Source organism: Sphingomonas sp. BL-S-29 (genome assembly GCF_055521495.1).
Genome location: NZ_CM145482.1, coordinates 2,298,869 through 2,320,081 on the forward strand (window position 1 = coordinate 2,298,869; position 21,213 = coordinate 2,320,081).

Here is a 21,213-nt window from a genome sequence, read left to right on the forward strand (position 1 = left end):
AGAGATGAACCATGGCGACGTCACCCATCGGCCCACGCGAGGCCGTCATGGCCTTTTATCAATCCTATGCGACGCGCGATGCGGATCGGATCGCGGCGTGCTTCACCGAAGACGTCGTCTGGGTCGCGCCGCCGGGCAACGCGACTCAGGTTGCACTGGGGCTGGGCCATCCGGACGAGGCCGGGCCGCCGGATGGATCGAACAACCTCGATCGCGATGCGATCGTCGATTTCATCGCGCATGATTTCGGCCGGCTGTTCGTCAGCGACATCGCCAACGACTTCAAAGGCCTTCACGTGGCGGGCGATCATGTCATCGCCGAGCACCGCATGTCCGCGGCGCTCGCCAATGGCCGTTCCTATGTGAACGACTATTGCTTCGTCTTCCATGTGGTCGACGGCAGGATCGCGGCCGTCCGGGAATATATGGATACGCGCGGCGGCTGGGTTCAGATGTTCGGCGATGCCGAGCCGGGCGCGATCGTACCGCCACGCCGGCCATGATGGCCGCATAAGAAAAGGGCCGGGGTTTCCCCCGACCCTTCGCTTCAGTTCTCAGACCCGGATCAGACCGCGGTGACGTCCGCAGTGTCGACCTTGATGCCGGCGCCCATGGTCGAGCTGATCGCGACCTTGCGGACATATTTGCCCTTGGCGCCCGACGGCTTGGCCTTGACGATCGCATCGACCAGTGCGTCGAAATTGGCGCGCAGGTCTTCGGCCGGGAAGCTCGCCTTGCCGATGCCGGAATGGATGATGCCGGCCTTCTCGACGCGGTACTCGATCTGGCCGCCCTTGGCTGCCTTCACGGCTTCAGCGACGTTCATCGTGACCGTGCCCAGCTTCGGGTTCGGCATCATGCCCTTCGGGCCCAGGATCTTGCCCAGGCGGCCGACGACACCCATCATGTCCGGGGTCGCGATGCAGCGATCGAAATCGATCGTGCCGCCCTGGACGATCTCCATGAGATCCTCGGCACCAACGACGTCGGCGCCAGCCTCACGGGCTTCGTCAGCCTTGGCGCCCTTGGCGAACACGCCGACGCGGACAGTCTTGCCGGTGCCCTTGGGCAGGGTGACGACGCCGCGGACCATCTGGTCGGCATGGCGCGGGTCAACGCCCAGGTTCAGCGCGACTTCGATCGTCTCGTCGAACTTGGAGGTCGCATTGGCACGGGCCAGCGCGATCGCTTCGTCAATGCCGTGCAGCTTCTCGCGATCGATCGCGGTGGCGAGGGTCTTCGCCTTCTTGGTCAGCTTTGCCATTGTATCAGCCCTCCACCACTTCGAGGCCCATCGCGCGGGCGGAGCCTTCGATGATGCGGGTTGCCGCGTCGATATCGTTGGCGTTCAGGTCCTTCATCTTCGTCTCGGCGATCTGGCTCAGCACGGAGCGCTTGATCTTGCCCGCGGTCAGCTTGCCCGGCTCCTTTGAGCCTGACTTCAGGCCAGCCGCCTTCTTGATGAGATAGGACGCCGGCGGCGTCTTCGTCTCGAACGAGAAGGAACGATCCGCATAGACGGTGATGACCGTGGGAAGCGGCGTGCCGACTTCCTGGTCACCGGTCTGCGCGTTGAACGCCTTGCAGAATTCCATGATGTTCACGCCGCGCTGACCCAGGGCTGGGCCGATCGGCGGGCTGGGGTTGGCCTTGCCGGCCGGCACCTGCAGCTTGATGTAACCTGTAATCTTTTTTGCCATGACTCACTCTCTTTCAAGTTTAGCGGTCCAAGCGGCTTTTGACGGCCTCCCGCACTTCACAGTGTCCCCGCGACGGCGGGGACCCAGACTGGGCTCCCGCCTTCGCAGGAGCACAATTTCTTCTTACTTCGCGCGCTCGACCTGTTCGAACTCGAGCTCGACCGGGGTGGCGCGACCGAAGATCGACACCGACACCTTGACGCGGCTGCGATCGAAATCGAGCTCTTCGACGATGCCGTTGAAGCTCGCGAACGGGCCGTCGAGCACCTTCACCGAATCGCCGATCTCGTAATCGACCTTCATCTTCTGCTTCGGCGCGGCGGCTGCTTCCTCCTTCGAGTTGAGCATCCGGGCCGCTTCGGCTTCGCTGATCGGCTGGGGCTTGCCCATCGATCCGAGGAAGCCTGTCACCTTCGGCGTGTTCTTCACCAGGTGATACACGTCGTCGTTCATGTTCAGCTTGGCGAGCACATAGCCCGGCATGAACTTGCGCTCGACCGCGATCTTCTTGCCACGACGGGCTTCGGTGACGGTCTCGGTCGGGACCTCGATCTGCTCGACGAGCGCGTCGAGGCCCATGCGGGTCGCCTCCGCCATGATCGAGTCGCGCACCTTGCCCTCGAACCCGGAATAAGCGTGAATGATGTACCAGCGCGCCATGTTTCTATCCAAAAATCAGTTCGCGAGGCTTAGCAGCAGCTTGACGATCGCCTCGAAGATCGTGTCGATCCCGAAGAAGAAGATCGCCAGCAGCGTCGTCATGATCATGACCATCACGCCGGTCATGATCGTTTCGCGCCGCGTCGGCCAGACGACCTTCTTGGTCTCTGCCTGCACCTGCTTGATGAACTCTAACGGTGTCGTCTTCGCCACGCTGCTCAGCTCGCTTTTCAAAACGCACGAGATCGAGGCATGGAGCCGCTGCCCGGTCCCAAGGAACCGGCGCCGTCCAATCCTCGATTTCGGATTGACCGCGCAGATAACCCCGGCGCGCCGGGAAAGCAAGAGAGGCGGGGTCGTTTGCGGACGTGTCCCGCTATCGGTCTCCTTCCTCGGGCAGGCCCTTGATCTTCCGGCCGAGCACAGAGTCGCCGATCTTCTCCGGCACGCCGAACACTTCGTCCTCGGGGTGGGCGGCCCAATACGCTCTGCCGTTCATGTTGATCACCGTGACCCGACCCAGATTGAGCGGAATGAGCGACTGGGTGAAACTGCGCGGTTTCTTCATCAGCTTTTTGTCCTCGACCACCACGAGGCCTGCCCGCCGTGCTGCCTCGGCGACGAAATGCACGCAGTTCCGGTTATTGAGATTCCAGCGCGACTTTGGTCCGTTCCATTCCGCTATCATCGCCTTGACGGACTCATATTGCGCATCCGTGAGACGAATGGAGAATTGCGCTTCGCTAGCGCGGATGTAGCTTTTGGGAGTAATGTCTACATGAGCCTTCACCGACGCAAATAGCGCCATCGGTGTGGTAGAATTGACCGTAAAGCCATAGCTCGTGTCGACCACCTCGCCACTCGAATCGGCCACACCCTTCAGGGTGACGAAGGCGTGCGGGAAATAGGTGGTGGTATCGTGCGACCAAAAGATCATGCGAACGTCAGCTCGCGCCTCTCCCGAGACGATCGCCATTACCAGCACCAGCCCGGCAAGGCTCCGCCGCAAGCCCGTGGTCAGCTTTTCCAGCATGGTGCCCCCCTTTTTGTGTCGGCTCCTCATTCGCAGAGCCGCGACCGGGGGAGCAAGGGGAAACTGCGGTTGTCCACATCCCGAGCGACGTGACTGGCAAACGCGGGAGGATGGGGAAGTGGCAGGCCATCGTGGATGATATTCGAACTTCTTTCTGGGAAGAAGCGGATGATATCGCCGCGCGGCTGCTCAGTTTACGGTTGGTCGGTGCATTGCTTGTGCCTGACCCCGTCGTCGAGAAATGATAACCGCTAATGGTGGCTTCGATCCGCCGAGAGCCCAGAAAGCGATCTAGATGTCATGTGCGGACGATGTTGCTCGGTATTAGCATCGGCCCGCTCAGCGCGACCGAGCTAACAGGTCCTTTATGCCAGCCGCGAGGGTCTCAAGTTTATAAGGCTTCCTCAAGATGGGGAATTCTCGCTTATCCGCGGGAATGAACTGCTTGCTGCTGTAGCCGCTCGCCAGGAGTACCGGCAGGTCGCCTCGAACCTGCTTGATGCGATGCGCGAGCTCCATGCCATCCATGCCGGGCATCACGATATCGGAGAACACGATATCGAACTGGTGCTCCTTCATTAGCGCCAGAGCCTCGTTGCCATTCGATGCCTCGACCACCGTGCATCCCAGGTCTTCGAGGATCTGGCGAGCGAAGTAGCGGACATGATCCGCATCCTCCACCAGCAGGACCTTCAGGCCGCTTGGGATCGAGAGCACGGCGCGATCGACCTTCTCTTCCAGGAGCTTCTTCGCGGTAGACGGCAAAAACATCTCGACCGTCGTGCCTGTTCCTACCTCCGAGGCGATGCTGACCGACCCTCCTGACTGAGCGGCGAACCCATGAATCTGCGAAAGGCCGAGCCCGGTGCCCTTGCCTGTCGGCTTGGTCGTGAAGAACGGTTCAAAGACGCGCTCCAGCTTTTCAGGCGGGATACCTTCGCCCGTGTCGCTGATCGAAAGGCTGACCATGTCGCCCTCGGGCAGCGAAAGGTTTTTCGTCGACAGGGTGATCTGCCCGCCATTCGGCATGGCGTCCCGCGCGTTCAGAACGGCGTTCAGCAGAGCTGTCTCCAGGCCGGTAGGGTCAAGCTCGACGCGCCATAGTGCCGGGAACAGGTCGAGCTTCAGGTCATACTGGCTACCGAGCGTTCGCTGAAGCATCTCGCCCATCGCATCGAGGCGGACGCTCAAGTCGATAACTTCGGGCTCGAGAGGCTGGCGTCTGGCGAACGCGAGCAATTGCGACGTGAGGCTGGTCGCGCGTTCCGCGGTTTCCAACATCACATGCAGGTAGCGATTGCGTTTTTCGACCGACAGATCCGTCTGCCGCAGGAGAAAGTCGGCTGACCCTTGCATGACGGTCATCAGATTGTTGAAGTCGTGCGCTATTCCACCCGCCAGTTCGCCGAGCGCCTGCAGTTTCTGCGACTGCAGCAGCGCGGATTGTGCCAGCCGTAGCTCGTCCTCGGCGCGTTTTTTCTCAGTGATGTCGCGCGTGATCTTCGCGAAGCCGACATGGTCGCCCACGTCGTTGTAGATCGGATCGATCACGACGTGGGCCCAGAGCAGCGAACCGTCCTTGCGCACCCGCTGTGCTTCCGCTTCGAACTTTCCTTCAAGCAGCGCCGTTGCCAGGGCCGCATCCGGGGCGCCGCGTGCACGGTCTTCGGCAGTATAGAAGCGAGAAAAATGCTGTCCCAGCACTTCCGCTTCCTCATAGCCTTTGATGGCGCGGGCACCGGAGTTCCAGCTGGTAATCCTGCCACTTGGGTCCAGCATATAGATGGCATAGTCCCGGACGCCTTGTACCAGCATCCGAAACTGCAGATCGCTGTCGAAGCTCGCCTGTTCCAGGCGACGCTTCTCAGTGATGTCCCTCGTGATCTTGGCAAACCCAAGAAGCGATCCGTCGTCAGACCGGATCGGATCGATGACGATGTGCGCCCAGAACCGGGTGCCGTCTTTCCTGACCCTCCAGCCTTCCGCCTCGAACCTGTTTTCCTGTGCCGCCGTTTCGAGCGAGCGCTCCGGCAGCCCTGCGTCCCGATCGGCCTCGGTGAAGAAGCGGGAGAAATTCTCGCCGATAATCTCGTCGGGGGAATAGCCCTTGAACCGCTCGGCGCCTGCGTTCCAGGTGACGACCTGGCCGTTTGGGTCGAGCATATAGATCGCATAGTCGGTGACCGACTGGACCAGCAGCTCGAACCGCCGGTTTCCGGCATGGTCATCAAAGGCAGTCGCAGCCATGCTTAATCCCAAGCCTTTTCTGTCTGAGTGCCTTGCGGGCGAACGGCAAGCGAATCAAGCGCGGCGCGAATCGGGACGGGATCGGTTGTGAACTGGACGGTGCAGCGTCGACACTCTCAGGACATAGTCCGGGCGGTGGGCGCGGGCTAGGTCGCGCGAGCGCGAGGTTAGGTGGTACTGTCGATGGCGCTGCGCAACATCTCGACGCTCACGGCGAGACACTGAAGGCGCACCGGTCCGCGTCCGATATTTCCGAAATGCTCCTCGCGATGGCACGTCGGCCGGCTGGAGCGCGCGCAGGCGAAATGAACCAGACCGGGTTCATCCCCCGGGCCTGCCGGCCCAGCGAAGCCCGTTATCGCGATTGCGACATCGCCGTGAGATCGAAGCAATGCGCCCTCCGCCATCGCGATGGCCGTCTCGCGGCTCACTGCGCCGCATCGCTCCACCACCTGCCGGTCAATGGCCAGCAATTCGCATTTGGCCTCATCGGTATAAACGACGAAGCCGCGCTCGAACGCCCGGCTTGCCCCCTCGACATCGGTAAGCAGCGACGCAACGAGCCCGCCGGTGCAACTCTCCGCGGTGACGATCGACAGTCCCTGTGCGCAAGCACTCTCCAACAGGTCGCGCGCCGCCGCTTCGACATCGTCCGGCACGATCGCGAGCAGCTCGCTCATCGCTTCTCCTCATGCTGCTGCACCTGGTAGGAGATCCAGCGCAGGAGCATGCCGGCTGCCGAGGCGAGCATGCCGACAATCAGGCACATCATAAGGATCGGCTGCTCGGACGCTGCTTCCCACGATACGACGCCCAGCAGTACGACGCTGAGTGTCGAGACCAGATAGCCGGTGGTCTTGATCGCATTGGACGAGCGCATCGCCGGGTCAGCTCAGCGCCAGCTGCGACGTCTCGGTAAGTTCCTGCGCTCGTCTGGCATATTCGTCAGCAAGTTTCAGATGCACCAAAGCAACTGCGTTGTCCTCGCAGACGGCGGCCCTGTCCCGCTCTTCTCGCGCGCGCCTGGTGAAATAAGCCCGATTATCGATCATACCTCGCGCCGACATTCTAGCCTCCAAAGACGTGCCCCCACGCTCCGGAACTGTCAAAAATGCACCGAGTCCTTTCGAGGGTCAATATTTCACGAGATGTTGAGCAGTCATCGCTTGCGATCCTTCCGAGCCGATGGCGGAGGCGTCGTGGAGTGCGAGCAAGCCCGTCCTCGACAGGATGCGCCAGCGCTGCCCGTCCTCATGCGCTGCCGTCCTCCCTATTTGGGTCTCGGATCTTTCAGGTCACTGCCCGGTTCGATGAAGCGGCCCGCGCGCTTCGCCAGGACCGCCTCGCGCAATACGCGCGCCGCGTTGCGCACCTCTTCCTGCATTGCGGTATCCCGGTCGAGCGCCTCATGGCTCGTGGCATAAGGCTCCCAATATCCGATATAGCGGTCCAGCTCTCCCTGCGATCCTGCCGACTGGAGGTGCATGAAGCTGAGCCAGTCGCAAATCGCGCGGCGTACATTCTCGGCGCCCTCGACGTCGCCATGCACCACCACCGAAAAGAGCCGGCCCTCCAGATGGCGCGGATAGGGCCAGCCCTTCAGCTCCTCGCGCTTGGCCTGTGCAGCATCCTTGCCGTGCGTCAGCGAGGGATCGGGATTTCCGCCGTCGGCGCAGACCAAGCGGTCCATCATCAGCTTGAGCGGCGACGAGGTCTGGTACCAGTTGACGGGTGTCACGATGAAGATCGCATGCGCTGCGGTCCACATCGGATAAATCTCGTTCATCCAGTCCTGCGTCTGGCCGAGCGAGTGGTTGGGGTAGCAGGAGCAGGGCCAGTGGCAGAGCGCCGCCGCGGTAGAAAAGCACGCCTTGCAGGGATGGATGTTGCGGCCATACTCCGACGCCAGTCGGCTGAGGTCGAGAAAGTCGATGTCGCACAGACCGTCTTCCTCAAGCACCTCGCGGGCCAACTGGACCAGCCGCCACGATTTGGAGAGCTCGCCCGGGCAGGTATGCTCCGAGCGGGACGAGCCGTTGATCAGCAGCACGCGGGGTGGAGCGTCGGGATCGTCATGGCGCCGCTGCGCTTCGGCAATCGCGTCGCGGGCGACGATCCAGTCGACGGAAAGGTCATAGTCAGGATCGGCATAACCCGGGCCTGCCTTGCGGGTATGCGGGCTCTTGCGTTCATGCAGATAGGCGTCCCAGGCGACCGCAGCGATCCGGTCCGGCTCAGGACCGACCGCTGCATAGCCCTGATCCTGAAACTGGCTGAGAAAGCGCTTCCTGAACGCAGCCTCGTCCAGCTTCGGACTTGCCGAGCCCTTGCGGGGCTCAGGCGCGGTGGTTGCCCCGACTACTGCCTTGGCGATTTCTTTCAGCCGCATGGCGATCCTCTCTCCGGTTTCCATGACCTAACTGCCGGAATCCTTCCAAGGTCCCTGCGTCGTCCTGTGGCGGTCGGCGTTGTCAGAGGTCGGGAAGAATCTGGTCGGCCCGGCCCCAGCCGGATAATGCCTTCGACCCGGCACGCTTCACCAGTTCAGCCGCGTCGCCGACATGGAAGTGTGAGGGCCTGTCGATCGTCTCCATCTCCTTCCAGGTGATGGGAGCGGCAACGGGCGCTTCCGGACGGGCGCGAACCGCGTAGGGCATGACGGCTGTCGCGCCGCGCTGGTTGCGCAGATAATCGACGAAGATACGTCCCTTGCGCTGCGCCTTGGGCAAGGCTGCGGTGAAATTCTCGGGGTCGCTCTGGGCCACGGCCTGGGCAAGCCGGTGGGCGAAGTCCTTGACCTCGGGCCATTCGGCCTTGGGTACGAGCGGGGCAATGACATGAATGCCCTTGCCGCCGGTGACCATCGGGAAAGTCTCGAGTCCGATGGACTTCAGGATATCGCGGAAATGGAACGCGGCCTTGCGGACCGCTTCGAAGTCCAGACCCTCGTCCGGGTCCAGGTCGAACACGAGGCGATCGGCCTTCTCGACGTCCTCGATCCGCGCACCCCATCCGTGGAATTCGATCGTGCCCATTTGCACACAGGTCAGCAGGCCGTCGGCGGTGTCGATGAACAGATAGGGTTCCTCGTGGCCGTCCTTTTCCAGGATGCCGACATGCTTGACCGTATCGCCGAAGCTGCCGGCATCGTGCTTCTGGAAAAAGCATTTCTTGGCCCGACCCTGCGGGCAGCGCACCAGACTGATCGGCCGGCTGGCAACCCAGGGCAGCATGATCGGCGCGACGGCAGCGTAATAGTCGGCGAGCTGGCCCTTGGTGATGCCCGATTCCGGAAAGATCACGCGGTCCGGGTTGCTGACCTTTACCTTGCTGACGGCCGGAGCGGCTATCTCCGCGACGGGCGCCTCGGTCTCCAGGACGACGGCCTCCGCCTTCTTGTCCTCGCGCAAGCCAAGATAGCTGGGGTGCCGCAGCGTCCCCTCGTTGGTCATCTCGGTATAGGCGATCTCGGCAACCAGCACGGGCTTCAGCCAATGCGCACCGCGCACCTCGGCGCGCGGTGCCTTGACGGTCGGATCCTTCTGCTCGAGCGGCGCCATGATCTCCATCAGGCGGAACAGCTCGTCATTGTTGAACCCCGTACCGACCTTGCCGGCGTAGCGCAGCACGCCGTCCTCGTGGATGCCCAGGATCAAGGAACGGAATGAGCGCGACTTGTCGGAGGGCGTCCAGCCGACGACGACGAATTCCTGGCGCTTGATGCATTTGGTCTTGAGCCAGCCGCCCGATCGCGATCCGATATAGCGGGCGTCGGCACGCTTGGAGATGACGCCCTCGAGATTGGCGTCGCAGAAGCTGTGGAGGAGCTTCTCGCCGTTGCCGACGATATGTTCGGAGTAGCGGATGCGTGGATCGCCCTCGGGCAGGATTTCGCGCAGCTTTGCCTTACGCTCTAGGAGAGGCAACCGGGTCAGGTCCTCACCGTCGAGCTCGAGCAGGTCGAACGCGAAAAAGTCGATCGTGGCGGGCGCGCCTTTCAGTGCGCCCTGCAGGGCCTGGAAGCTCGACCGTCCATTGGCGTCCATCACCACGGCCTCGCCGTCGAGCAGCGCCGAGCGGACATCAAGCTTCGCGGCCTGCCCGGCAATCTCGGAAAACTTCTCCGACCAGTCGAGACCGGATCGGGTATAGGCACGCGCCTGGCCCCCGCCGACCGCTACTTCCAGTCGATAGCCGTCATATTTCATCTCGTGGAGCCAGCGGTCGCCGGTAGGGACGCTGTCGACGAGCGTGGCAAGCTGGACCGGCCGGAACGGCGGGGGCTTTGACTCGCCTTGGCTGGCGCGGCGCGGCCGTTTCGGTGTGGCCTTCGACGCGGTCACTTCGCCTGGTTCTTGCGGCGCGTGTCCCAACCCTTGCGGGCTGCGGCCGAGCGCTGTTCCGGCGATCCGGACTTATGGGCCTTGCCGCCGCGCGAGGACGACACATGGGTGTCGGGCTTGCCGCGACCCGAGCCCGCCTTGTTGCCGCCGCCGGACTCCTTGTTCACGGTCGCCCACGCGCGTGCTTCCGCTTCGTCCTTCGGGACGCCCCGGTCCTCATATCCTTCCTCGATATGCTGTGCCTTGCGCTTCTGCTTGTCGGTGTAGGCGCCCTTGTCTCCACGCGGCATCGTCCATCTCCGGAACTGGTTCCTGCCTCAACGCAGCAGGGCGGGTAGGGATGCAGGTGTTTGCATGTTCTCTTTCTGTTCTATATATCTCCTGCGACTCATAAACATGGAGGCGCGGCGTGTCCGTCATCGAAAGCATCAAGGACTGGCTGGCGACCGATGCCAGCGAGGAAGAGCGCGCCCGGATCGAGGAACAGGTCAATCCGCCCGGTGGCGCGATCGCAGCAATCAACTCCGTGGCGCTGACCGGACCGCAGCTGCGCGCTGCGATCGAGACGATCCAGCACATCCCCGTCCGCAGCGAGACCGACATGGTCCGCCATGCCAAGCTGCTGAGCGCGTTCGCCGAGGAATACGGGTTCAAGCCGGAATTCTATGCCGGGCCGGCGCTGCACGCGCGTGCGATGGCGCTGGATCGCTGGGGCCATCGCTACGACCCGTGCGGCCTTACCGACAAGGACGCCTTCTTTGAGGCCGGTGCCCGCGCGCCGCTGGTCGAGACGCCGCAGGGGATCGGCTTCGAGCCGGTGGCCTTTGGCGAGCTGGTCGCAGCGCTAGAGGACATGCCTTTCTGACCGCGATGCTGCTCGACCTGTTCGACACGCCCATCATTCCCGGCTTTTCGTCGACCGGGGATTTCCTGAGCGAAGCGGAAGAACGCGACCTGATCGCGCGGATCGAGGGCGAGGGACTGACGCAATTCCGTTTCCACGAATGGACCGGCAAGCGCCTGACCCACAGCTATGGCTGGAAATATGACTTCCAGACCGAGGCGCTCAGCCGGTCGGCGCCCACGCCCTCCTGGCTCGAGCCGGTACGGGATCGCGCGGCGGCGCTTGCAGGTCTCCCGTCCGGGTCGATCGTGCAGGCGCTGCTCATCCGCTACGATGCCGGAGCGGGCATCGGCTGGCACAAGGACCGGCCGATCTACCAGGACGTGATCGGGATATCGCTCGGGAATCCTTCCGCGATGCGCTTCCGGCGCCGGGCCGGTGACGGATGGAAACGGGCATCGGCCCCGCTCGAACCGCGGGCGCTGTACCGGCTCGCGGGCGAGGTGCGTCACGACTGGGAACACAGTATCGCGCCGGTCGACCGGACTCGCTACGCGATCACGCTGCGCACCTTCTCGGAACGTGGCCGGCGTCTCGCGGAGCGTGTCGGAGCGACAGGGTGAACCGACCGCGCGCGAACGGTTGAAAGCCGGTTCGACGTCAGAGCAGCGCCGTCTGTACCGGCCGCTTCGCGCCGATCTCCTCGACGATGAAGGTGCGTGCCGGCGGCGTGACCAGCAGGTCGATCTCGGGCACCGTCCCATCGAGCCACTTCATGACCTCGCGGCGGTGGATGATCGCGCCGTGCCGTTCCTGATAATGGGCGACCTCCGGGTTCGCGGCGACGGTGACGATCCGGTAGGAGAGCGGCCAGTCGCCCATCGCCGGTTCCCAGACGGCGGCCAGGTAGAAGAAATTGCCGCCGTCGAGCGTCACGCGGTAGCGCTTGTCGCCGACCGCGAGCTGGAACTCGGATGCGGCGATGAGGCAGCGATGGGTGGGGAAGGTCTTTCCCTCCGAACGGACGAACCGGTAAGCGACCCCGGCGCTGAACCGCGGGTCGGAACCCCAGGTCGCCTCGATCATCTCAATCTCTTGCGGATCATCGGGGTTTCGCCGGATGATGGCGCGGCGCGCGCCGAGCGGTGCGTCCGAATCGAAAGGCGTGGGCGTCAAGGCCATGGCTGGAACATAATGGGAACGACGCCAAGTCGCAAGGTGGGAGAGGCAGTGTGTGCAACGACTATCGCCTGGAAGTGGACATCGCGTCGATCGTCGAGGATTTCGAGGATCTGAAGATCAAGATCGAATTCTCCGACGGTGTGCCCAATGTCGAGCCGCGCGCCGACATCAAGATCACCGATCCTGGTGTCATCGTACGCACTGCTGAGGCGGGGAGGGGAGTCGGCGATCTCGTTCAGCGGCGATGGAGCTGGCCGGGGCCGGGCGGCAAGCCGGTCTATAATTTCCGCTCGGATGGTCGGGAGTTCACGAGCGGGCGATGCCTGATCGTTGCCGACGGCTTCTACGAGTTCACGACGCCCGAGGATCCGAAGAAGAAGCGCAAGGACAAATGGCTGTTCACGAAGCGCGGCGAGCCGATCTTCTGCATCGCGGGAATCTGGCGCGCCGATCCCAAGGTGGGCGAAGCGTTCACGATGCTGACCATGCCGCCGGGCCCGGACATCGCGCCTTATCATGACCGGCAGATCGCGCTGCTCGATCGAAGCCGTTGGAGTGACTGGCTGGATCCCTCGATTCCTGCGGGCGATGTTCTGCGCGCGTTGCCCGCGGGCAGTCTCGAAGTCGTGCAGGTAGGCTGAGGGCGACGCCGTTCAACGAGGCGGTCAGCCCTGGGCGCTACGCATTCTGGCTGACGTCAAATTCCGACCGCATTCCCCGCTCCCGGCGCCTCGCCGCCGACCCTTTCTGTCCCTTACTTGGGTTTGCCCTTGTTGGGACGTTGCGTAAGCGCTGAACCAGCGGCGGTCTTCGAATCCTTGCCGGTACGTCCGTCCTGCAAGACTTTCGAGGCTGCCTTGCCCGCCTTCGGGCTGGTTTGCTCGTTCTTCGCCATTATTGTGACTCCAAGCCATCACATCATCTTGTGAAGCAATGCCAAGAACGGCCCATTAGTTGATTTGGTTCCCAGTATGTTCTGGGCCGGTCGCAAAGTTCCGCGCGACCGCAGCCGCGGAACCCGCTGGGCGCCGGCAGGCACTTCATCGTTCGGTGCCAACGGCTTAGAATGCGCAATTCATTCGTGACGACCTCCCGCTTCGTCAGCCCGGTCGCGCAGATCAGAACGGCACGCGAAATATCGCTGGTGCCGAGCATGCTGGTCGCGCGTTGGACGCGAGCCGCATCCCGTGGCCTGACGGAGATCCTGATGACCGACGCCATCGCCGACACTATCGCCGATGCTGACACCACTGCTCCTGCCAGCCATGGCAAGACCGGACTGAGCGACGCGCTGCGCGAACATTTCTCTGGCGATGCGCCGCTGACCGAAAAGGCAAAGAGCTTCGCCAAGGCGCGCCCCTGGGCCAGCGCCGCCCTTGTCGGGGTCGCCGCGCTTGCGATCCTCAACACGCTGCGCGGCAAATAGGCCATGCAGGAAGCAAGCTGGGGCGATCGCACGATGTCACCCGACATCGACTGGCGAATGAGTGCGGCATTGGAGAATGTTCCGCGCGGCGACAGTGACCTCGCGGAAGTGACCAGTCTCGCCGGCGCGATCGCCGCGTGGCAGGCGCTCGATCCGGCGCACCGGGCCGGTGCGGTCCTGACCCCTGAACGCGCGCTAGTAATCGACGGGGTGAGCCATGTCTCGCTTGCAGGGGAGGCGATCGCCGCACTCGCCGAGCGGCTGCCCGCGGTCGGCGATGCGGACGGCGCCACGCCAGAGTAAACGGAGGCGCCAGGCCAATGCACCGGGACGATTGCGGTGAACCGTAAGGAGCGCCGCGCGCTCGCTGCCCAAACGCGTCTGCCAGCATCTCGGCAGTGTGCCTGCTGCCTGCCTGCGGGCGGGGGAGAAACGGTGCAGGCGGGCCACCCAGCGCGCCATCGCGATCATCCCGGCATGCCATCCAAGGTTGGCGCCGTTCGCTAACGCTGCGCGCCAGGACATCCCGAGCGCAACCCGCCCGCGCGGCACGGGAAATGCACCTTCCAGCCGATCAGGCGGCCGCGCCGTGGTGAGGTATGCCGGGTTTGTCGGCACCTTGCCCACGCGCTCATGCGGCCACCCGGTTTACGATTCAGACATCGTCTCGTCGTCGATCGCGGCGAGGATCATGCGTTCCCAGACGGCGACGTCGCCGACCGCGGCCATGCGCGCACTGGGCTCGCGCAGCGTCCTGAGCACCGCCAGCGCCGCGCCGGCATGATCGGGCCAAAGCCCGTCGACCGCGTCGCTGGCCGAAACCATGTCGCCTTCGCCATTCCTGCTCAGTTCGTGCCCGGCGAGGACGCGCGCGACGCGCTCGATCGGTGACGTGTTAGCCGTATCCATGTTCAATTCCTCAAATGCTCGTCCGCTGCAATCCTGCCTTCGGCAGCAGCGGCGTTACCGGTTCGGGTTTCAGTCCTTGCCGATCTCGCGCCAACTTTTCTCCGACACCTCGACATCGAACTTCTTCGCTGCCGCCTCGATCCGCTTCCAGGCTGCATCCCGCTCGTCGTCGGTGACGTCCTTCACTTGGTTGAAGCGCGAGATCGCGTTGCGGACATGGCTGGCATTCTCAAGCGGCTCCTTGCGCTGCTTGGGGAAGGCGAAGTCGCCCTTGTCGAGATCATTGCGGTCGTCAGTGCTGAGCTCGGTCATCGTCGTCTCCTTGGGGTCGCGAAATGTGATCCGATATCGGCGATCGCGCCTGCCAGCTTGGCCGCCAGGCGATCGAGCAGCGGCGCCTGGCTCGCCAACATATGGGCTCGCGCGTCGTCCAGGCCGAACCAACGCGCCTGATCGACCTCCGGTACCATGATCTTTCGGCCGCTGCGCGGAGGCCAAGCGATCTCGACCATGTTGCTCACCAGCAAGGCGGGATCAAAGTCCTGCGCAGCCGCAAACCCGACGACGATCTTGCCTGCGGCCTGACGGATTTCTCCGAGCGGCATGAGGGGACCGTTGACCACGATCCCAAGCTCCTCGGCTACCTCCCGGCGGGCCGCGGTATCCTCATCCTCACCCGCTTCGACCATGCCTTTCGGCATCTGCCAGGCGCCGAGATCCTTGTTGCGCCAGAGCGGCCCGCCGGGATGGACCAGCAGCACCTCCAGGGAGCCGAGCGATGTTCGATACAGCAGGATGCCCGCGCTTCGTGCCGCCATTAACCAGGCCGCACTTGGAGAGGGCCCGCGGGACTGATTGCCCGCCATCCCAGCCGCACAGATTTGAAAGAAGCGCGCGTTGCCACGCGCCCTAGACTCATGCCGGGCATGACTCGTTCCGGCAGCTCGTCACCAACGCCGTTTGCTCCGAATGCCCGAGGAGCCTGCGGAAAAGCCTGGCGACTTATTCGTTGTGCAACTCTCCGGCCGGTTCGGCCCGCGGAACGCCGCCGATGCCAGGTCGTTGCAAGGGGAAAGGAGTTTTCCCATGTCCGACACGATCAACGCCACCGACCGGAACATTTCGACCGAGCACCAGAAGGTCGGCGACGCGCAATTGCCGAAGGACACGCTGGACCGCGACCAGGGGCCGGCCGGCGGTCTCGAGCAAGAGGATGTCGAGGACCGTCCGAACGTCAGCACGGTTAAGCCCGAGGATTATCCCAAGGACCAGCCCGACGCCTGAGCGTTGAACCTGCGTCGCCCCAGAGCGGTGCACCATAGGAGAGAGTGGATGGCAGACAGCAAGACCGAGGTCGGATCTCCCGACCGCGACCGGATCAGCCTTTCGGAGGACTATGAGGTCCGCGACTGGGCGAAGAACTTCGGGGTCAGCGAGGAACGGCTACGCGAGGCGGTCCAGGCAGTAGGAAACTCCGCCGACAAGGTACGCGAGTATCTGAAGTCGTGAACCAGACATTCGGCTCCCTCGCACGGGGCCGCTTCGGCGAGACATAAGATGGCCAATGGCTGGGCGCCGGACGGCGCGGTCCAGGATCAGATCGAGGACAGCATCAAGGATGCACTGTCGAGCGCGCGGTCTCGCCTGCCGAGCGGCGAGGGCCTTGATGACTGCGAGGCATGCGGCGACCCGATACCGGACAAACGCCGCGCTGCCCTGCCTGGCGTGCGCACCTGCGTCGCGTGCCAGGCCGCCCGCGACAAGCAGCCGAGCTTTTCGGGCATCAACCGGCGCGGCAGCAAGGATAGCCAGTTGCGCTGATGCCGGTGCAATATCCGGTGACGCCCGATGGCCGCTATTTCGTGGTGCGCGGGCGACTGTGGAGGACGTCCGACCCCGTCCTTGACCCGGAGGAACGCGAACGGCTGGTCCATGATCTCATGGTCGCGCGCCGCGCCGTCGGCATGGCGAAGCGGACGGGCGACGAAGTCGCGAAGGCGGCGGCGCGCCGGGCCGTCGACACGGCAAAGCGAGCGCTTGGCGAGCGCGGTCCGGTGTGGTGGGGCGATGGAGCCCCTGACTTCAACCGCCACATGGCACGCACCACCTGCTATGCGAGGTGGTTCGCGGCTCTCGGCCCGAACCTCTAAGGGTTGCACGTCACGCTCGACAATTCAGAATGGCGCGTGCTTTTACGCCTCGCTGATTTGCCTCTGTGGCCACAACCGCTGATTAACGGCGACGGCACCGCCTGCCCCTTCCGGCGCTCGACCGGTATCGCTGCTACCGTTTGTTCCGACGCGGGAAGCTCGTCACCGGGTTGTAGCGAGGATCACGGCAACCGTGTCGTCTGGCTGGTCCCACATAGGGAAATGTCCACTGGCCTCGAACCAGTGCAGATCGGCGGAGGGGAAGGCGACCATTGCCCGCGCCGCCTGTCTCGGCAGACACAGCCGGTCATGGCGACCCCAACCGATGACGATCCGACGAGAGGGATCGGCTGCTGGACCAGTTTGCTCAGGTCCGCTCGCAAGGTCACGGACCAATGCGTCGAAGGTCGGCGTCGTGCTCAGGCTTTCCAGCTCCGTCGCAACCACGTTCGGATCAAGCGCCCAAGGGCGCGCGGACAGCTGTGCCAGCAACGCAGTGCGTGATGCGGCGTTCTTGCTCAACGTCGGCAAGAGGGGCCGGATTGCCCGAAGCAGCCGCCCTGAAAGTCCTATGGTAGTCTTGAAGAACGTGCGCTCCCAACCGCGCCAAAAGCCGCCGGGATCGAGTGCCACGACGTTGCCGACGCGGCCACGCCGGGCAAGTTCAAGAACGATCCGCGCGCCCATCGAGCTGCCGACGACGTCGATCCCGTCCAGTCCCTTGTCGGCAATATAGCGCTCGACGCTGCCGACAAGACCATCAAAGGTGCCGCTATCATGTTCCGCCGGGGTGGCGCCATGTCCAGGAAGGTCGATCGCTATCACCGCCCGTTCGACGCTGAGGGCTCCCATGACGGCGCTCCACGATTGCCAGCTTCCGCCCAGACCGTGCACAAGTAGAAGCTTGCGGCCGGCGCCGCGTTGGACTTCGTTCATTCAGGAGCACTCTCATTGGTTGAGATCCTGAACGATCGTGCTCAGCTTTCGGGGCCGATAGGCGTCTCTGCATATCGCGCACCACATGTACCAGGAAGAGGGGACGTGGTTCATCGAGCTGTCGGAAAAGGCGCCGGCGGCGGATCAGGCGATGATCACGCAGCGGTATCAGGAGGAATGGTCGCGCTATGTCGGCGCGGATGCCTGACATTCCACGATAAGGTTTCGTACCGCTGATGCAGGGGCCGTCCCGCGAGGGGCGGCTCTTTTCGTTCGGGCGCGTCGGCGGCGCGCGCCTCCACCACTCGCTCACGCGAGCGGTCTCCTCCACCCGATTGCGGACATTCGTGACCGGCCGAATGAACGGCGGCTTGGAGGTGCGCGGGCGTAAGGCCTGAACGACTGAAATTGGGGCGCAAAGCCGCTCTCAGCGGAAGTCCCGCGTCCTGACCTTGATGCCCTCGACCGGCTCGCCCGGAATGATCCCCGAGCCGAGGCGCAGATCGGGGATGTAGATCTCGCACGCCGCCTTGCCCAAGTGCCGCTGGGCGGGGTCGCGCGGATCGGGGCCCATGCCGTGCTTGACCACGTCGGCGCGGCTGACGCGGTAGACGTCAGCCACGTCCTGGCGAGTGCCGACGCTCGCGAGCAGGGCTGAGAGATCGTCGAGCCGCTGCGCAATGACATGGATCACGTCGCCCTCGCGCTGGATCTGCCCGCGCACGCCCATCATCGACGCGCCGAGCACGGTTCGGCGGTTCTTCTCGAACACGTTGGTCCAGACGACCAGGTTGGCGACCTCGGTCTCGTCCTCCAGCGTGATGAACATGACGCCCTTGGCCGAGCCGGGCTTCTGCCGGACGAGCACGATACCTGCTAGCTCGACATAGCGGCCATCCCTGACCTTCTGCAGTTCCGCGCAGCTGATCATGCGCCGTGCCTTGAGTTCGTCGCGCAGGAAGGCGAGGGGGTGCGCGCGGAGCGACAGGCCGGCCGCGCGATAATCCTCGACGACTTCGGCGCCTTCTCCCATCGGCGCGAGCGCCACCTCGGGCTCGACTGCCTCGGCCAGCAGCTTGCCGGCGCGTTCGTCGGCTGCGGCAAACAGCGGCAATGCCTCGTCACCGAGCCCTTTCACGCCCCACAGGCCGGCGCGGCGGCTGAGATCGAGGGATCCGAACCCATCGGCATCGCCGATCCGGTCGAGCGCGCCCCGGCCGACATGGGCCCGGCGCTGGATTTCCTCGACCGAGCTGTAGGGCTGGTCACCGCGCGCCATTGCGATCGCGGCGCCGTCCTCGTTCGAGAGGCTGCGCACCATCCGCAGGCCGAGCCGGACGGCCATGTAGCGGCCGCCGGTCGGCTCAAGGGTGCAGTCCCAGCGGCTGTGATTGACGTCGATCGGGCGAACCTCGACGCCGTGATTGCGCGCATCGCGGACGATCTGCGCGGGCGCATAGAATCCCATCGGCTGGGCGTTGAGCAGCGCGGCACAGAAAGTGTCGGGGTGATGGCACTTCACCCAGGACGAGGCATAGGCGATCAGCGCAAAGCTGGCAGCGTGGCTCTCGGGAAATCCATAGCTGCCGAACCCCTCGATCTGCTTGAAGGTCTTCTCGGCGAACTCGCGTTCGTATCCGCGCGCGACCATGCCATCGATCAGCTTGTCGCGGAAATGGCTGACGCCGCCGGTCAGCTTGAACGTCGCCATCGCACGGCGCAGCAGATCGGCCTCGCTGGGCGAGAACCCTGCGCATTCGATTGCGACGCGCATCGCCTGTTCCTGGAACAACGGTACGCCCAATGTCTTCTCGAGCACGCGGCGGAGCTCGGGGGTGGGATAGGTGACCTGCTCCTGGCCGCTGCGTCGCCGGCGATAGGGATGGACCATGTCGCCCTGGATCGGACCGGGGCGGACGATGGCGACCTGGATGACGAGGTCGTAGAAGGTGCGCGGTGCCATCAGCGGCAGGCTCGCCATCTGCGCGCGGCTCTCGATCTGGAAGACGCCGAGCGTATCGGCCTTGCGGATCATCGCATAGGTGGCCGGATCCTCGGCCGGGATGGTCGCGAGATCGACCTTCACTCCCTTGTCGGCTTCCATGAACTCGAAGGCGCGGCGCATGCAGCTCAGCATGCCGAGCGCGAGGACGTCGACCTTCATGAAGCCGAGCGCGTCGATATCGTCCTTGTCCCATTCGATGACCTGGCGGTCGTCCATCGCCGCGAGTTCGATCGGCACCAGCTCGTCGAGCCGGTCGCGAGTCAGCACGAACCCGCCGGGATGCTGGGAGAGGTGGCGAGGGGTATTGATCAAGGTGCGGGCCAGCTCGAGGGTCAGCGCCAGGCGCTTGTCGCCCAGATCCATGTTGAGCTCCTCGGCATGCTTCGCCTCGACGCCGTCGCGGCTGAAGCTCCAGACCGCACCCGCAAGGCCCGCAGTCATGTCCTCGCTCAGGCCCAAAGCCTTGCCGACCTCGCGTACCGCGCCGCGCGCGCGGTAGCGGGTGACGACGGCAGTCAGCGCGCTCCGGGTTCGGCCATAGGTCTCGTAGATCCACTGGATCACTTCCTCGCGCCGCTCATGCTCGAAATCGACGTCGATGTCGGGCGGTTCGCGGCGCTCCGCGGAGACGAACCGCTCGAAGAGGAGCTCGGTGCGCACGGGATCGATCGAGGTGATGCCGAGCACGTAGCAGACCGCGCTGTTCGCCGCCGAGCCGCGCCCCTGGCACAGGATATCGCGCCTGCGGGCCTCGGCGACGATCGAATGGACGGTCAGGAAATAGGGCGCATAGTCGAGATCGGCGATGAGCTTGAGTTCATGCTCCAGCTGGTCGCGGACCTTGCCGTCCAGGCCTTCCGGATAGCGCTCGGGCGCCTTCTCCCAGGTCAGCCGCTCCAGTTCCTGCTGGGGCGTCCGGCCGGCCTCTCCGATCTCGTCGGGATATTGATATTGGAGCTCGTCGAGGCTGAACGTGCAGCGCGCCGCCAGCTCGAGCGTGCGCGCGACCGGCATACTGTCGTTCAGGTAGCGCAGGAACAGCCGCTCCATTTCCTGGGCGGTCTTCAGGTGCCGGTCGGCGAAGCGCTCACGCCGTTCGCCCAGGTCGTCGATCGTGCATTTCTCGCGAATGCAGGTGACGACATCCTGGAGCAGGCGGCGGTCGGGCGCATGGTAGAGCACATCGTTGGTAGCGATCGTCGGCACGTTCGCAGCCAGCGCCATGGCCGACAGGTCGCGCAACCGGATCGCGTCGCGAGGCCGCCGCCGGATCGACAGCGCCATATAGGCGCGGTCACCGAAAATGCGCGCGGTCCGGGCGAGCGCGGCTTGCGCCATGGTGTCGGCGCGATCGGGCACCAAGACCGCGATCAGTCCCTCGTTCCAGGCCTCGACATCGCTCCAGTCGAGATGGCAGGCGCCCTTGCCGGCGCGGGCCTTGCCGACGCTGAGCAGGCGGCACATGCGTCCATAGGCGGCCCGGTCGGTCGGATAGACGAGCAGCGCCGTGCCATCGATCAGGTCGAGCCGGCACCCGACGATCGCGCGGACGCCGGTGGTCTTCTCCGCGTCCCAGGCCCGAACGATGCCGGCCACAGAGTTGCGGTCGACCACGCCGATCGCGGGGATGCCCAGCAGGGCGGCTGCGGCGAACAATTCTTCCGGCGACGAGGCGCCGCGCAGGAAGCTGAAATGGGTCGTGACCTGAAGCTCGACATAACCGGGTTCGGCGTACGCTTGCCGGGTCACGCCCCGTGCCTCCGTCTGTTTGCAGCGGG

At 64.2% G+C, this 21,213-nt stretch carries 30 protein-coding genes; 12 read left to right on the plus strand and 18 right to left on the minus strand.

The features are described from left to right. Positions 1-11: 11 nt before the first annotated feature. Positions 12-503 (plus strand): nuclear transport factor 2 family protein, encoded by a 492-nt coding sequence (locus ACZ1I2_RS10860; RefSeq protein WP_465174108.1) that lies wholly within the window; start codon positions 12-14, stop codon positions 501-503. Between the two features lie 62 nt (positions 504-565). Here ACZ1I2_RS10860 and rplA read toward each other — a convergent pair whose 3' ends face one another. The 5 genes from rplA to ACZ1I2_RS10885 form a co-directional block, all read right to left on the minus strand. After that, positions 566-1,264, minus strand: a complete 699-nt coding sequence (rplA, locus tag ACZ1I2_RS10865; protein WP_465169681.1) for a 50S ribosomal protein L1 — start codon at positions 1,262-1,264, stop codon at positions 566-568. A 4-nt stretch (positions 1,265-1,268) separates the two neighbouring features. Then, the gene (gene rplK, locus ACZ1I2_RS10870; protein ID WP_332714652.1) at positions 1,269-1,700 is read right to left on the minus strand and encodes a 50S ribosomal protein L11; all 432 of its coding nucleotides are present in this window, start codon (positions 1,698-1,700) and stop codon (positions 1,269-1,271) included. 123 nt (positions 1,701-1,823) lie between these two features. After that, positions 1,824-2,360 carry a transcription termination/antitermination protein NusG gene (nusG, locus tag ACZ1I2_RS10875; protein ID WP_332714654.1) on the minus strand — a complete coding sequence of 179 codons (537 nt, stop codon included), beginning with the start codon at positions 2,358-2,360 and terminating at the stop codon, positions 1,824-1,826. A 15-nt stretch (positions 2,361-2,375) separates the two neighbouring features. Continuing rightward, a complete protein-coding gene (secE, locus tag ACZ1I2_RS10880; protein ID WP_465169680.1) occupies positions 2,376-2,573 on the minus strand; it encodes a preprotein translocase subunit SecE in 198 nt (65 codons plus the stop codon). Positions 2,574-2,736: 163 nt separating this feature from the next. Then, positions 2,737-3,393 carry a hypothetical protein gene (locus ACZ1I2_RS10885; protein ID WP_465174107.1) on the minus strand — a complete coding sequence of 219 codons (657 nt, stop codon included), beginning with the start codon at positions 3,391-3,393 and terminating at the stop codon, positions 2,737-2,739. Positions 3,394-3,503: 110 nt separating this feature from the next. Here ACZ1I2_RS10885 and ACZ1I2_RS10890 point away from each other — a divergent pair, with 110 nt between their 5' ends. Continuing rightward, positions 3,504-3,638, plus strand: a complete 135-nt coding sequence (locus tag ACZ1I2_RS10890; RefSeq protein ID WP_465169678.1) for a hypothetical protein — start codon at positions 3,504-3,506, stop codon at positions 3,636-3,638. Between the two features lie 94 nt (positions 3,639-3,732). Here ACZ1I2_RS10890 and ACZ1I2_RS10895 read toward each other — a convergent pair whose 3' ends face one another. The 6 genes from ACZ1I2_RS10895 to ACZ1I2_RS10920 form a co-directional block, all read right to left on the minus strand. Then, positions 3,733-5,640 carry a hybrid sensor histidine kinase/response regulator gene (locus ACZ1I2_RS10895; protein ID WP_465169677.1) on the minus strand — a complete coding sequence of 636 codons (1,908 nt, stop codon included), beginning with the start codon at positions 5,638-5,640 and terminating at the stop codon, positions 3,733-3,735. 167 nt (positions 5,641-5,807) lie between these two features. Next, positions 5,808-6,320 (minus strand): CinA family protein, encoded by a 513-nt coding sequence (locus tag ACZ1I2_RS10900; RefSeq protein WP_465169676.1) that lies wholly within the window; start codon positions 6,318-6,320, stop codon positions 5,808-5,810. After that, positions 6,317-6,520: a hypothetical protein gene (locus ACZ1I2_RS10905; RefSeq protein ID WP_465169675.1), complete on the minus strand. Its 204-nt coding sequence runs from the start codon at positions 6,518-6,520 to the stop codon at positions 6,317-6,319. The genes ACZ1I2_RS10900 and ACZ1I2_RS10905 overlap by 4 nt, the downstream gene beginning before the upstream one ends. A 390-nt stretch (positions 6,521-6,910) precedes the next feature. Further along, on the minus strand, positions 6,911-8,029 hold the full coding sequence (locus ACZ1I2_RS10910; protein ID WP_465174106.1) for a flavodoxin family protein: 1,119 nt from the start codon (positions 8,027-8,029) through the stop codon (positions 6,911-6,913). An 82-nt stretch (positions 8,030-8,111) separates the two neighbouring features. Then, a complete protein-coding gene (gene ligD / locus ACZ1I2_RS10915) occupies positions 8,112-9,983 on the minus strand; it encodes a DNA ligase D (protein ID WP_465174105.1) in 1,872 nt (623 codons plus the stop codon). After that, positions 9,980-10,273 carry a plasmid stabilization protein gene (locus tag ACZ1I2_RS10920; RefSeq protein ID WP_465169672.1) on the minus strand — a complete coding sequence of 98 codons (294 nt, stop codon included), beginning with the start codon at positions 10,271-10,273 and terminating at the stop codon, positions 9,980-9,982. The genes ligD and ACZ1I2_RS10920 overlap by 4 nt, the downstream gene beginning before the upstream one ends. Before the next feature lie 119 nt (positions 10,274-10,392). Between ACZ1I2_RS10920 and ACZ1I2_RS10925 the strand changes: the two genes are divergently transcribed. Together ACZ1I2_RS10925 and ACZ1I2_RS10930 are read left to right on the plus strand one after the other, a co-directional pair. Then, on the plus strand, positions 10,393-10,848 hold the full coding sequence (locus tag ACZ1I2_RS10925) for a hypothetical protein (RefSeq protein WP_465169671.1): 456 nt from the start codon (positions 10,393-10,395) through the stop codon (positions 10,846-10,848). 5 nt (positions 10,849-10,853) lie between these two features. Further along, the gene (locus ACZ1I2_RS10930; RefSeq protein WP_465169670.1) at positions 10,854-11,450 is read left to right on the plus strand and encodes an alpha-ketoglutarate-dependent dioxygenase AlkB; all 597 of its coding nucleotides are present in this window, start codon (positions 10,854-10,856) and stop codon (positions 11,448-11,450) included. Between the two features lie 37 nt (positions 11,451-11,487). Here ACZ1I2_RS10930 and ACZ1I2_RS10935 read toward each other — a convergent pair whose 3' ends face one another. Further along, positions 11,488-12,009, minus strand: coding sequence for an SOS response-associated peptidase family protein (locus tag ACZ1I2_RS10935; RefSeq protein ID WP_465169669.1), 522 nt, complete (start codon positions 12,007-12,009; stop codon positions 11,488-11,490). Between the two features lie 50 nt (positions 12,010-12,059). On the opposite strand from ACZ1I2_RS10935, the gene ACZ1I2_RS10940 reads away from it, so the two are divergent. After that, entirely contained in the window at positions 12,060-12,650 is a 591-nt protein-coding gene (locus ACZ1I2_RS10940) for an SOS response-associated peptidase (RefSeq protein ID WP_465169668.1), read from the plus strand. A 113-nt stretch (positions 12,651-12,763) separates the two neighbouring features. Here ACZ1I2_RS10940 and ACZ1I2_RS10945 read toward each other — a convergent pair whose 3' ends face one another. Then, positions 12,764-12,904, minus strand: coding sequence for a hypothetical protein (locus ACZ1I2_RS10945; protein ID WP_465169667.1), 141 nt, complete (start codon positions 12,902-12,904; stop codon positions 12,764-12,766). A 171-nt stretch (positions 12,905-13,075) separates the two neighbouring features. Here ACZ1I2_RS10945 and ACZ1I2_RS10950 point away from each other — a divergent pair, with 171 nt between their 5' ends. After that, positions 13,076-13,435, plus strand: coding sequence for a hypothetical protein (locus tag ACZ1I2_RS10950; protein ID WP_465169666.1), 360 nt, complete (start codon positions 13,076-13,078; stop codon positions 13,433-13,435). 57 nt (positions 13,436-13,492) lie between these two features. Further along, positions 13,493-13,738 (plus strand): hypothetical protein, encoded by a 246-nt coding sequence (locus ACZ1I2_RS10955; RefSeq protein WP_465181639.1) that lies wholly within the window; start codon positions 13,493-13,495, stop codon positions 13,736-13,738. A 345-nt stretch (positions 13,739-14,083) separates the two neighbouring features. Here the strand turns inward: ACZ1I2_RS10955 and ACZ1I2_RS10960 are convergent, their stop codons facing one another. The 3 genes from ACZ1I2_RS10960 to ACZ1I2_RS10970 all read right to left on the minus strand — a co-directional run bounded on the left by ACZ1I2_RS10960 (position 14,084) and on the right by ACZ1I2_RS10970 (position 15,162). After that, positions 14,084-14,344, minus strand: a complete 261-nt coding sequence (locus ACZ1I2_RS10960) for a hypothetical protein (RefSeq protein ID WP_465169664.1) — start codon at positions 14,342-14,344, stop codon at positions 14,084-14,086. Between the two features lie 69 nt (positions 14,345-14,413). Beyond that, positions 14,414-14,656: a DUF6582 domain-containing protein gene (locus ACZ1I2_RS10965; RefSeq protein ID WP_465169663.1), complete on the minus strand. Its 243-nt coding sequence runs from the start codon at positions 14,654-14,656 to the stop codon at positions 14,414-14,416. Next, positions 14,653-15,162: an NUDIX hydrolase gene (locus tag ACZ1I2_RS10970; protein WP_465169662.1), complete on the minus strand. Its 510-nt coding sequence runs from the start codon at positions 15,160-15,162 to the stop codon at positions 14,653-14,655. The genes ACZ1I2_RS10965 and ACZ1I2_RS10970 overlap by 4 nt, the downstream gene beginning before the upstream one ends. A 268-nt stretch (positions 15,163-15,430) precedes the next feature. Here ACZ1I2_RS10970 and ACZ1I2_RS10975 point away from each other — a divergent pair, with 268 nt between their 5' ends. From ACZ1I2_RS10975 to ACZ1I2_RS10990, 4 genes are read left to right on the plus strand one after another with little or no spacing between them, the layout of a single operon-like run. Further along, positions 15,431-15,628, plus strand: a complete 198-nt coding sequence (locus ACZ1I2_RS10975; protein WP_465169661.1) for a hypothetical protein — start codon at positions 15,431-15,433, stop codon at positions 15,626-15,628. Positions 15,629-15,676: 48 nt separating this feature from the next. Next, positions 15,677-15,853 (plus strand): DUF3606 domain-containing protein, encoded by a 177-nt coding sequence (locus ACZ1I2_RS10980; RefSeq protein WP_465169660.1) that lies wholly within the window; start codon positions 15,677-15,679, stop codon positions 15,851-15,853. A gap of 48 nt (positions 15,854-15,901) precedes the next feature. Continuing rightward, the gene (locus tag ACZ1I2_RS10985; protein WP_465169659.1) at positions 15,902-16,165 is read left to right on the plus strand and encodes a DksA/TraR family C4-type zinc finger protein; all 264 of its coding nucleotides are present in this window, start codon (positions 15,902-15,904) and stop codon (positions 16,163-16,165) included. After that, positions 16,165-16,494: a hypothetical protein gene (locus ACZ1I2_RS10990; protein ID WP_465169658.1), complete on the plus strand. Its 330-nt coding sequence runs from the start codon at positions 16,165-16,167 to the stop codon at positions 16,492-16,494. Before ACZ1I2_RS10985 ends, ACZ1I2_RS10990 begins: the two co-directional genes overlap by 1 nt. Positions 16,495-16,656: 162 nt before the next feature. Here the strand turns inward: ACZ1I2_RS10990 and ACZ1I2_RS10995 are convergent, their stop codons facing one another. Next, complete coding sequence (locus tag ACZ1I2_RS10995; RefSeq protein WP_465169657.1) at positions 16,657-17,430, minus strand: alpha/beta fold hydrolase; 774 nt, start codon at positions 17,428-17,430, stop codon at positions 16,657-16,659. 85 nt (positions 17,431-17,515) lie between these two features. Between ACZ1I2_RS10995 and ACZ1I2_RS11000 the strand changes: the two genes are divergently transcribed. Beyond that, complete coding sequence (locus ACZ1I2_RS11000; RefSeq protein WP_465169656.1) at positions 17,516-17,638, plus strand: hypothetical protein; 123 nt, start codon at positions 17,516-17,518, stop codon at positions 17,636-17,638. A gap of 219 nt (positions 17,639-17,857) precedes the next feature. On the opposite strand, the gene ACZ1I2_RS11005 is transcribed toward ACZ1I2_RS11000, so the two are convergent. After that, positions 17,858-21,184, minus strand: coding sequence for an error-prone DNA polymerase (locus ACZ1I2_RS11005; RefSeq protein ID WP_465169655.1), 3,327 nt, complete (start codon positions 21,182-21,184; stop codon positions 17,858-17,860). Between the last annotated feature and the right edge of the window lie 29 nt (positions 21,185-21,213).

Coding starts and splice junctions, on each gene's coding strand:
- ACZ1I2_RS10955 (WP_465181639.1), top strand. CDS start 13,493: ATGAGTGCGGCATTGGAGAATGTTCCGCGCGGCGACAGTGACCTCGCG.
- rplK (WP_332714652.1), bottom strand. CDS start 1,700: ATGGCAAAAAAGATTACAGGTTACATCAAGCTGCAGGTGCCGGCCGGC.
- ACZ1I2_RS10990 (WP_465169658.1), top strand. CDS start 16,165: ATGCCGGTGCAATATCCGGTGACGCCCGATGGCCGCTATTTCGTGGTG.
- ACZ1I2_RS10890 (WP_465169678.1), top strand. CDS start 3,504: ATGGGGAAGTGGCAGGCCATCGTGGATGATATTCGAACTTCTTTCTGG.
- ACZ1I2_RS10905 (WP_465169675.1), bottom strand. CDS start 6,520: ATGCGCTCGTCCAATGCGATCAAGACCACCGGCTATCTGGTCTCGACA.
- ACZ1I2_RS10935 (WP_465169669.1), bottom strand. CDS start 12,009: ATGGCCTTGACGCCCACGCCTTTCGATTCGGACGCACCGCTCGGCGCG.
- ACZ1I2_RS10895 (WP_465169677.1), bottom strand. CDS start 5,640: ATGGCTGCGACTGCCTTTGATGACCATGCCGGAAACCGGCGGTTCGAG.
- rplA (WP_465169681.1), bottom strand. CDS start 1,264: ATGGCAAAGCTGACCAAGAAGGCGAAGACCCTCGCCACCGCGATCGAT.
- ACZ1I2_RS10995 (WP_465169657.1), bottom strand. CDS start 17,430: ATGAACGAAGTCCAACGCGGCGCCGGCCGCAAGCTTCTACTTGTGCAC.
- ACZ1I2_RS10975 (WP_465169661.1), top strand. CDS start 15,431: ATGTCCGACACGATCAACGCCACCGACCGGAACATTTCGACCGAGCAC.
- ACZ1I2_RS10860 (WP_465174108.1), top strand. CDS start 12: ATGGCGACGTCACCCATCGGCCCACGCGAGGCCGTCATGGCCTTTTAT.
- ACZ1I2_RS10960 (WP_465169664.1), bottom strand. CDS start 14,344: ATGGATACGGCTAACACGTCACCGATCGAGCGCGTCGCGCGCGTCCTC.
- ACZ1I2_RS10970 (WP_465169662.1), bottom strand. CDS start 15,162: ATGGCGGCACGAAGCGCGGGCATCCTGCTGTATCGAACATCGCTCGGC.
- ACZ1I2_RS10885 (WP_465174107.1), bottom strand. CDS start 3,393: ATGCTGGAAAAGCTGACCACGGGCTTGCGGCGGAGCCTTGCCGGGCTG.
- nusG (WP_332714654.1), bottom strand. CDS start 2,360: ATGGCGCGCTGGTACATCATTCACGCTTATTCCGGGTTCGAGGGCAAG.
- ACZ1I2_RS10985 (WP_465169659.1), top strand. CDS start 15,902: ATGGCCAATGGCTGGGCGCCGGACGGCGCGGTCCAGGATCAGATCGAG.
- ACZ1I2_RS10950 (WP_465169666.1), top strand. CDS start 13,076: ATGCGCAATTCATTCGTGACGACCTCCCGCTTCGTCAGCCCGGTCGCG.
- ACZ1I2_RS10920 (WP_465169672.1), bottom strand. CDS start 10,273: ATGCCGCGTGGAGACAAGGGCGCCTACACCGACAAGCAGAAGCGCAAG.
- ACZ1I2_RS10965 (WP_465169663.1), bottom strand. CDS start 14,656: ATGACCGAGCTCAGCACTGACGACCGCAATGATCTCGACAAGGGCGAC.
- ACZ1I2_RS10910 (WP_465174106.1), bottom strand. CDS start 8,029: ATGCGGCTGAAAGAAATCGCCAAGGCAGTAGTCGGGGCAACCACCGCG.
- ACZ1I2_RS10900 (WP_465169676.1), bottom strand. CDS start 6,320: ATGAGCGAGCTGCTCGCGATCGTGCCGGACGATGTCGAAGCGGCGGCG.
- ACZ1I2_RS11000 (WP_465169656.1), top strand. CDS start 17,516: ATGTACCAGGAAGAGGGGACGTGGTTCATCGAGCTGTCGGAAAAGGCG.
- ACZ1I2_RS10945 (WP_465169667.1), bottom strand. CDS start 12,904: ATGGCGAAGAACGAGCAAACCAGCCCGAAGGCGGGCAAGGCAGCCTCG.
- ACZ1I2_RS10930 (WP_465169670.1), top strand. CDS start 10,854: ATGCTGCTCGACCTGTTCGACACGCCCATCATTCCCGGCTTTTCGTCG.
- ACZ1I2_RS10980 (WP_465169660.1), top strand. CDS start 15,677: ATGGCAGACAGCAAGACCGAGGTCGGATCTCCCGACCGCGACCGGATC.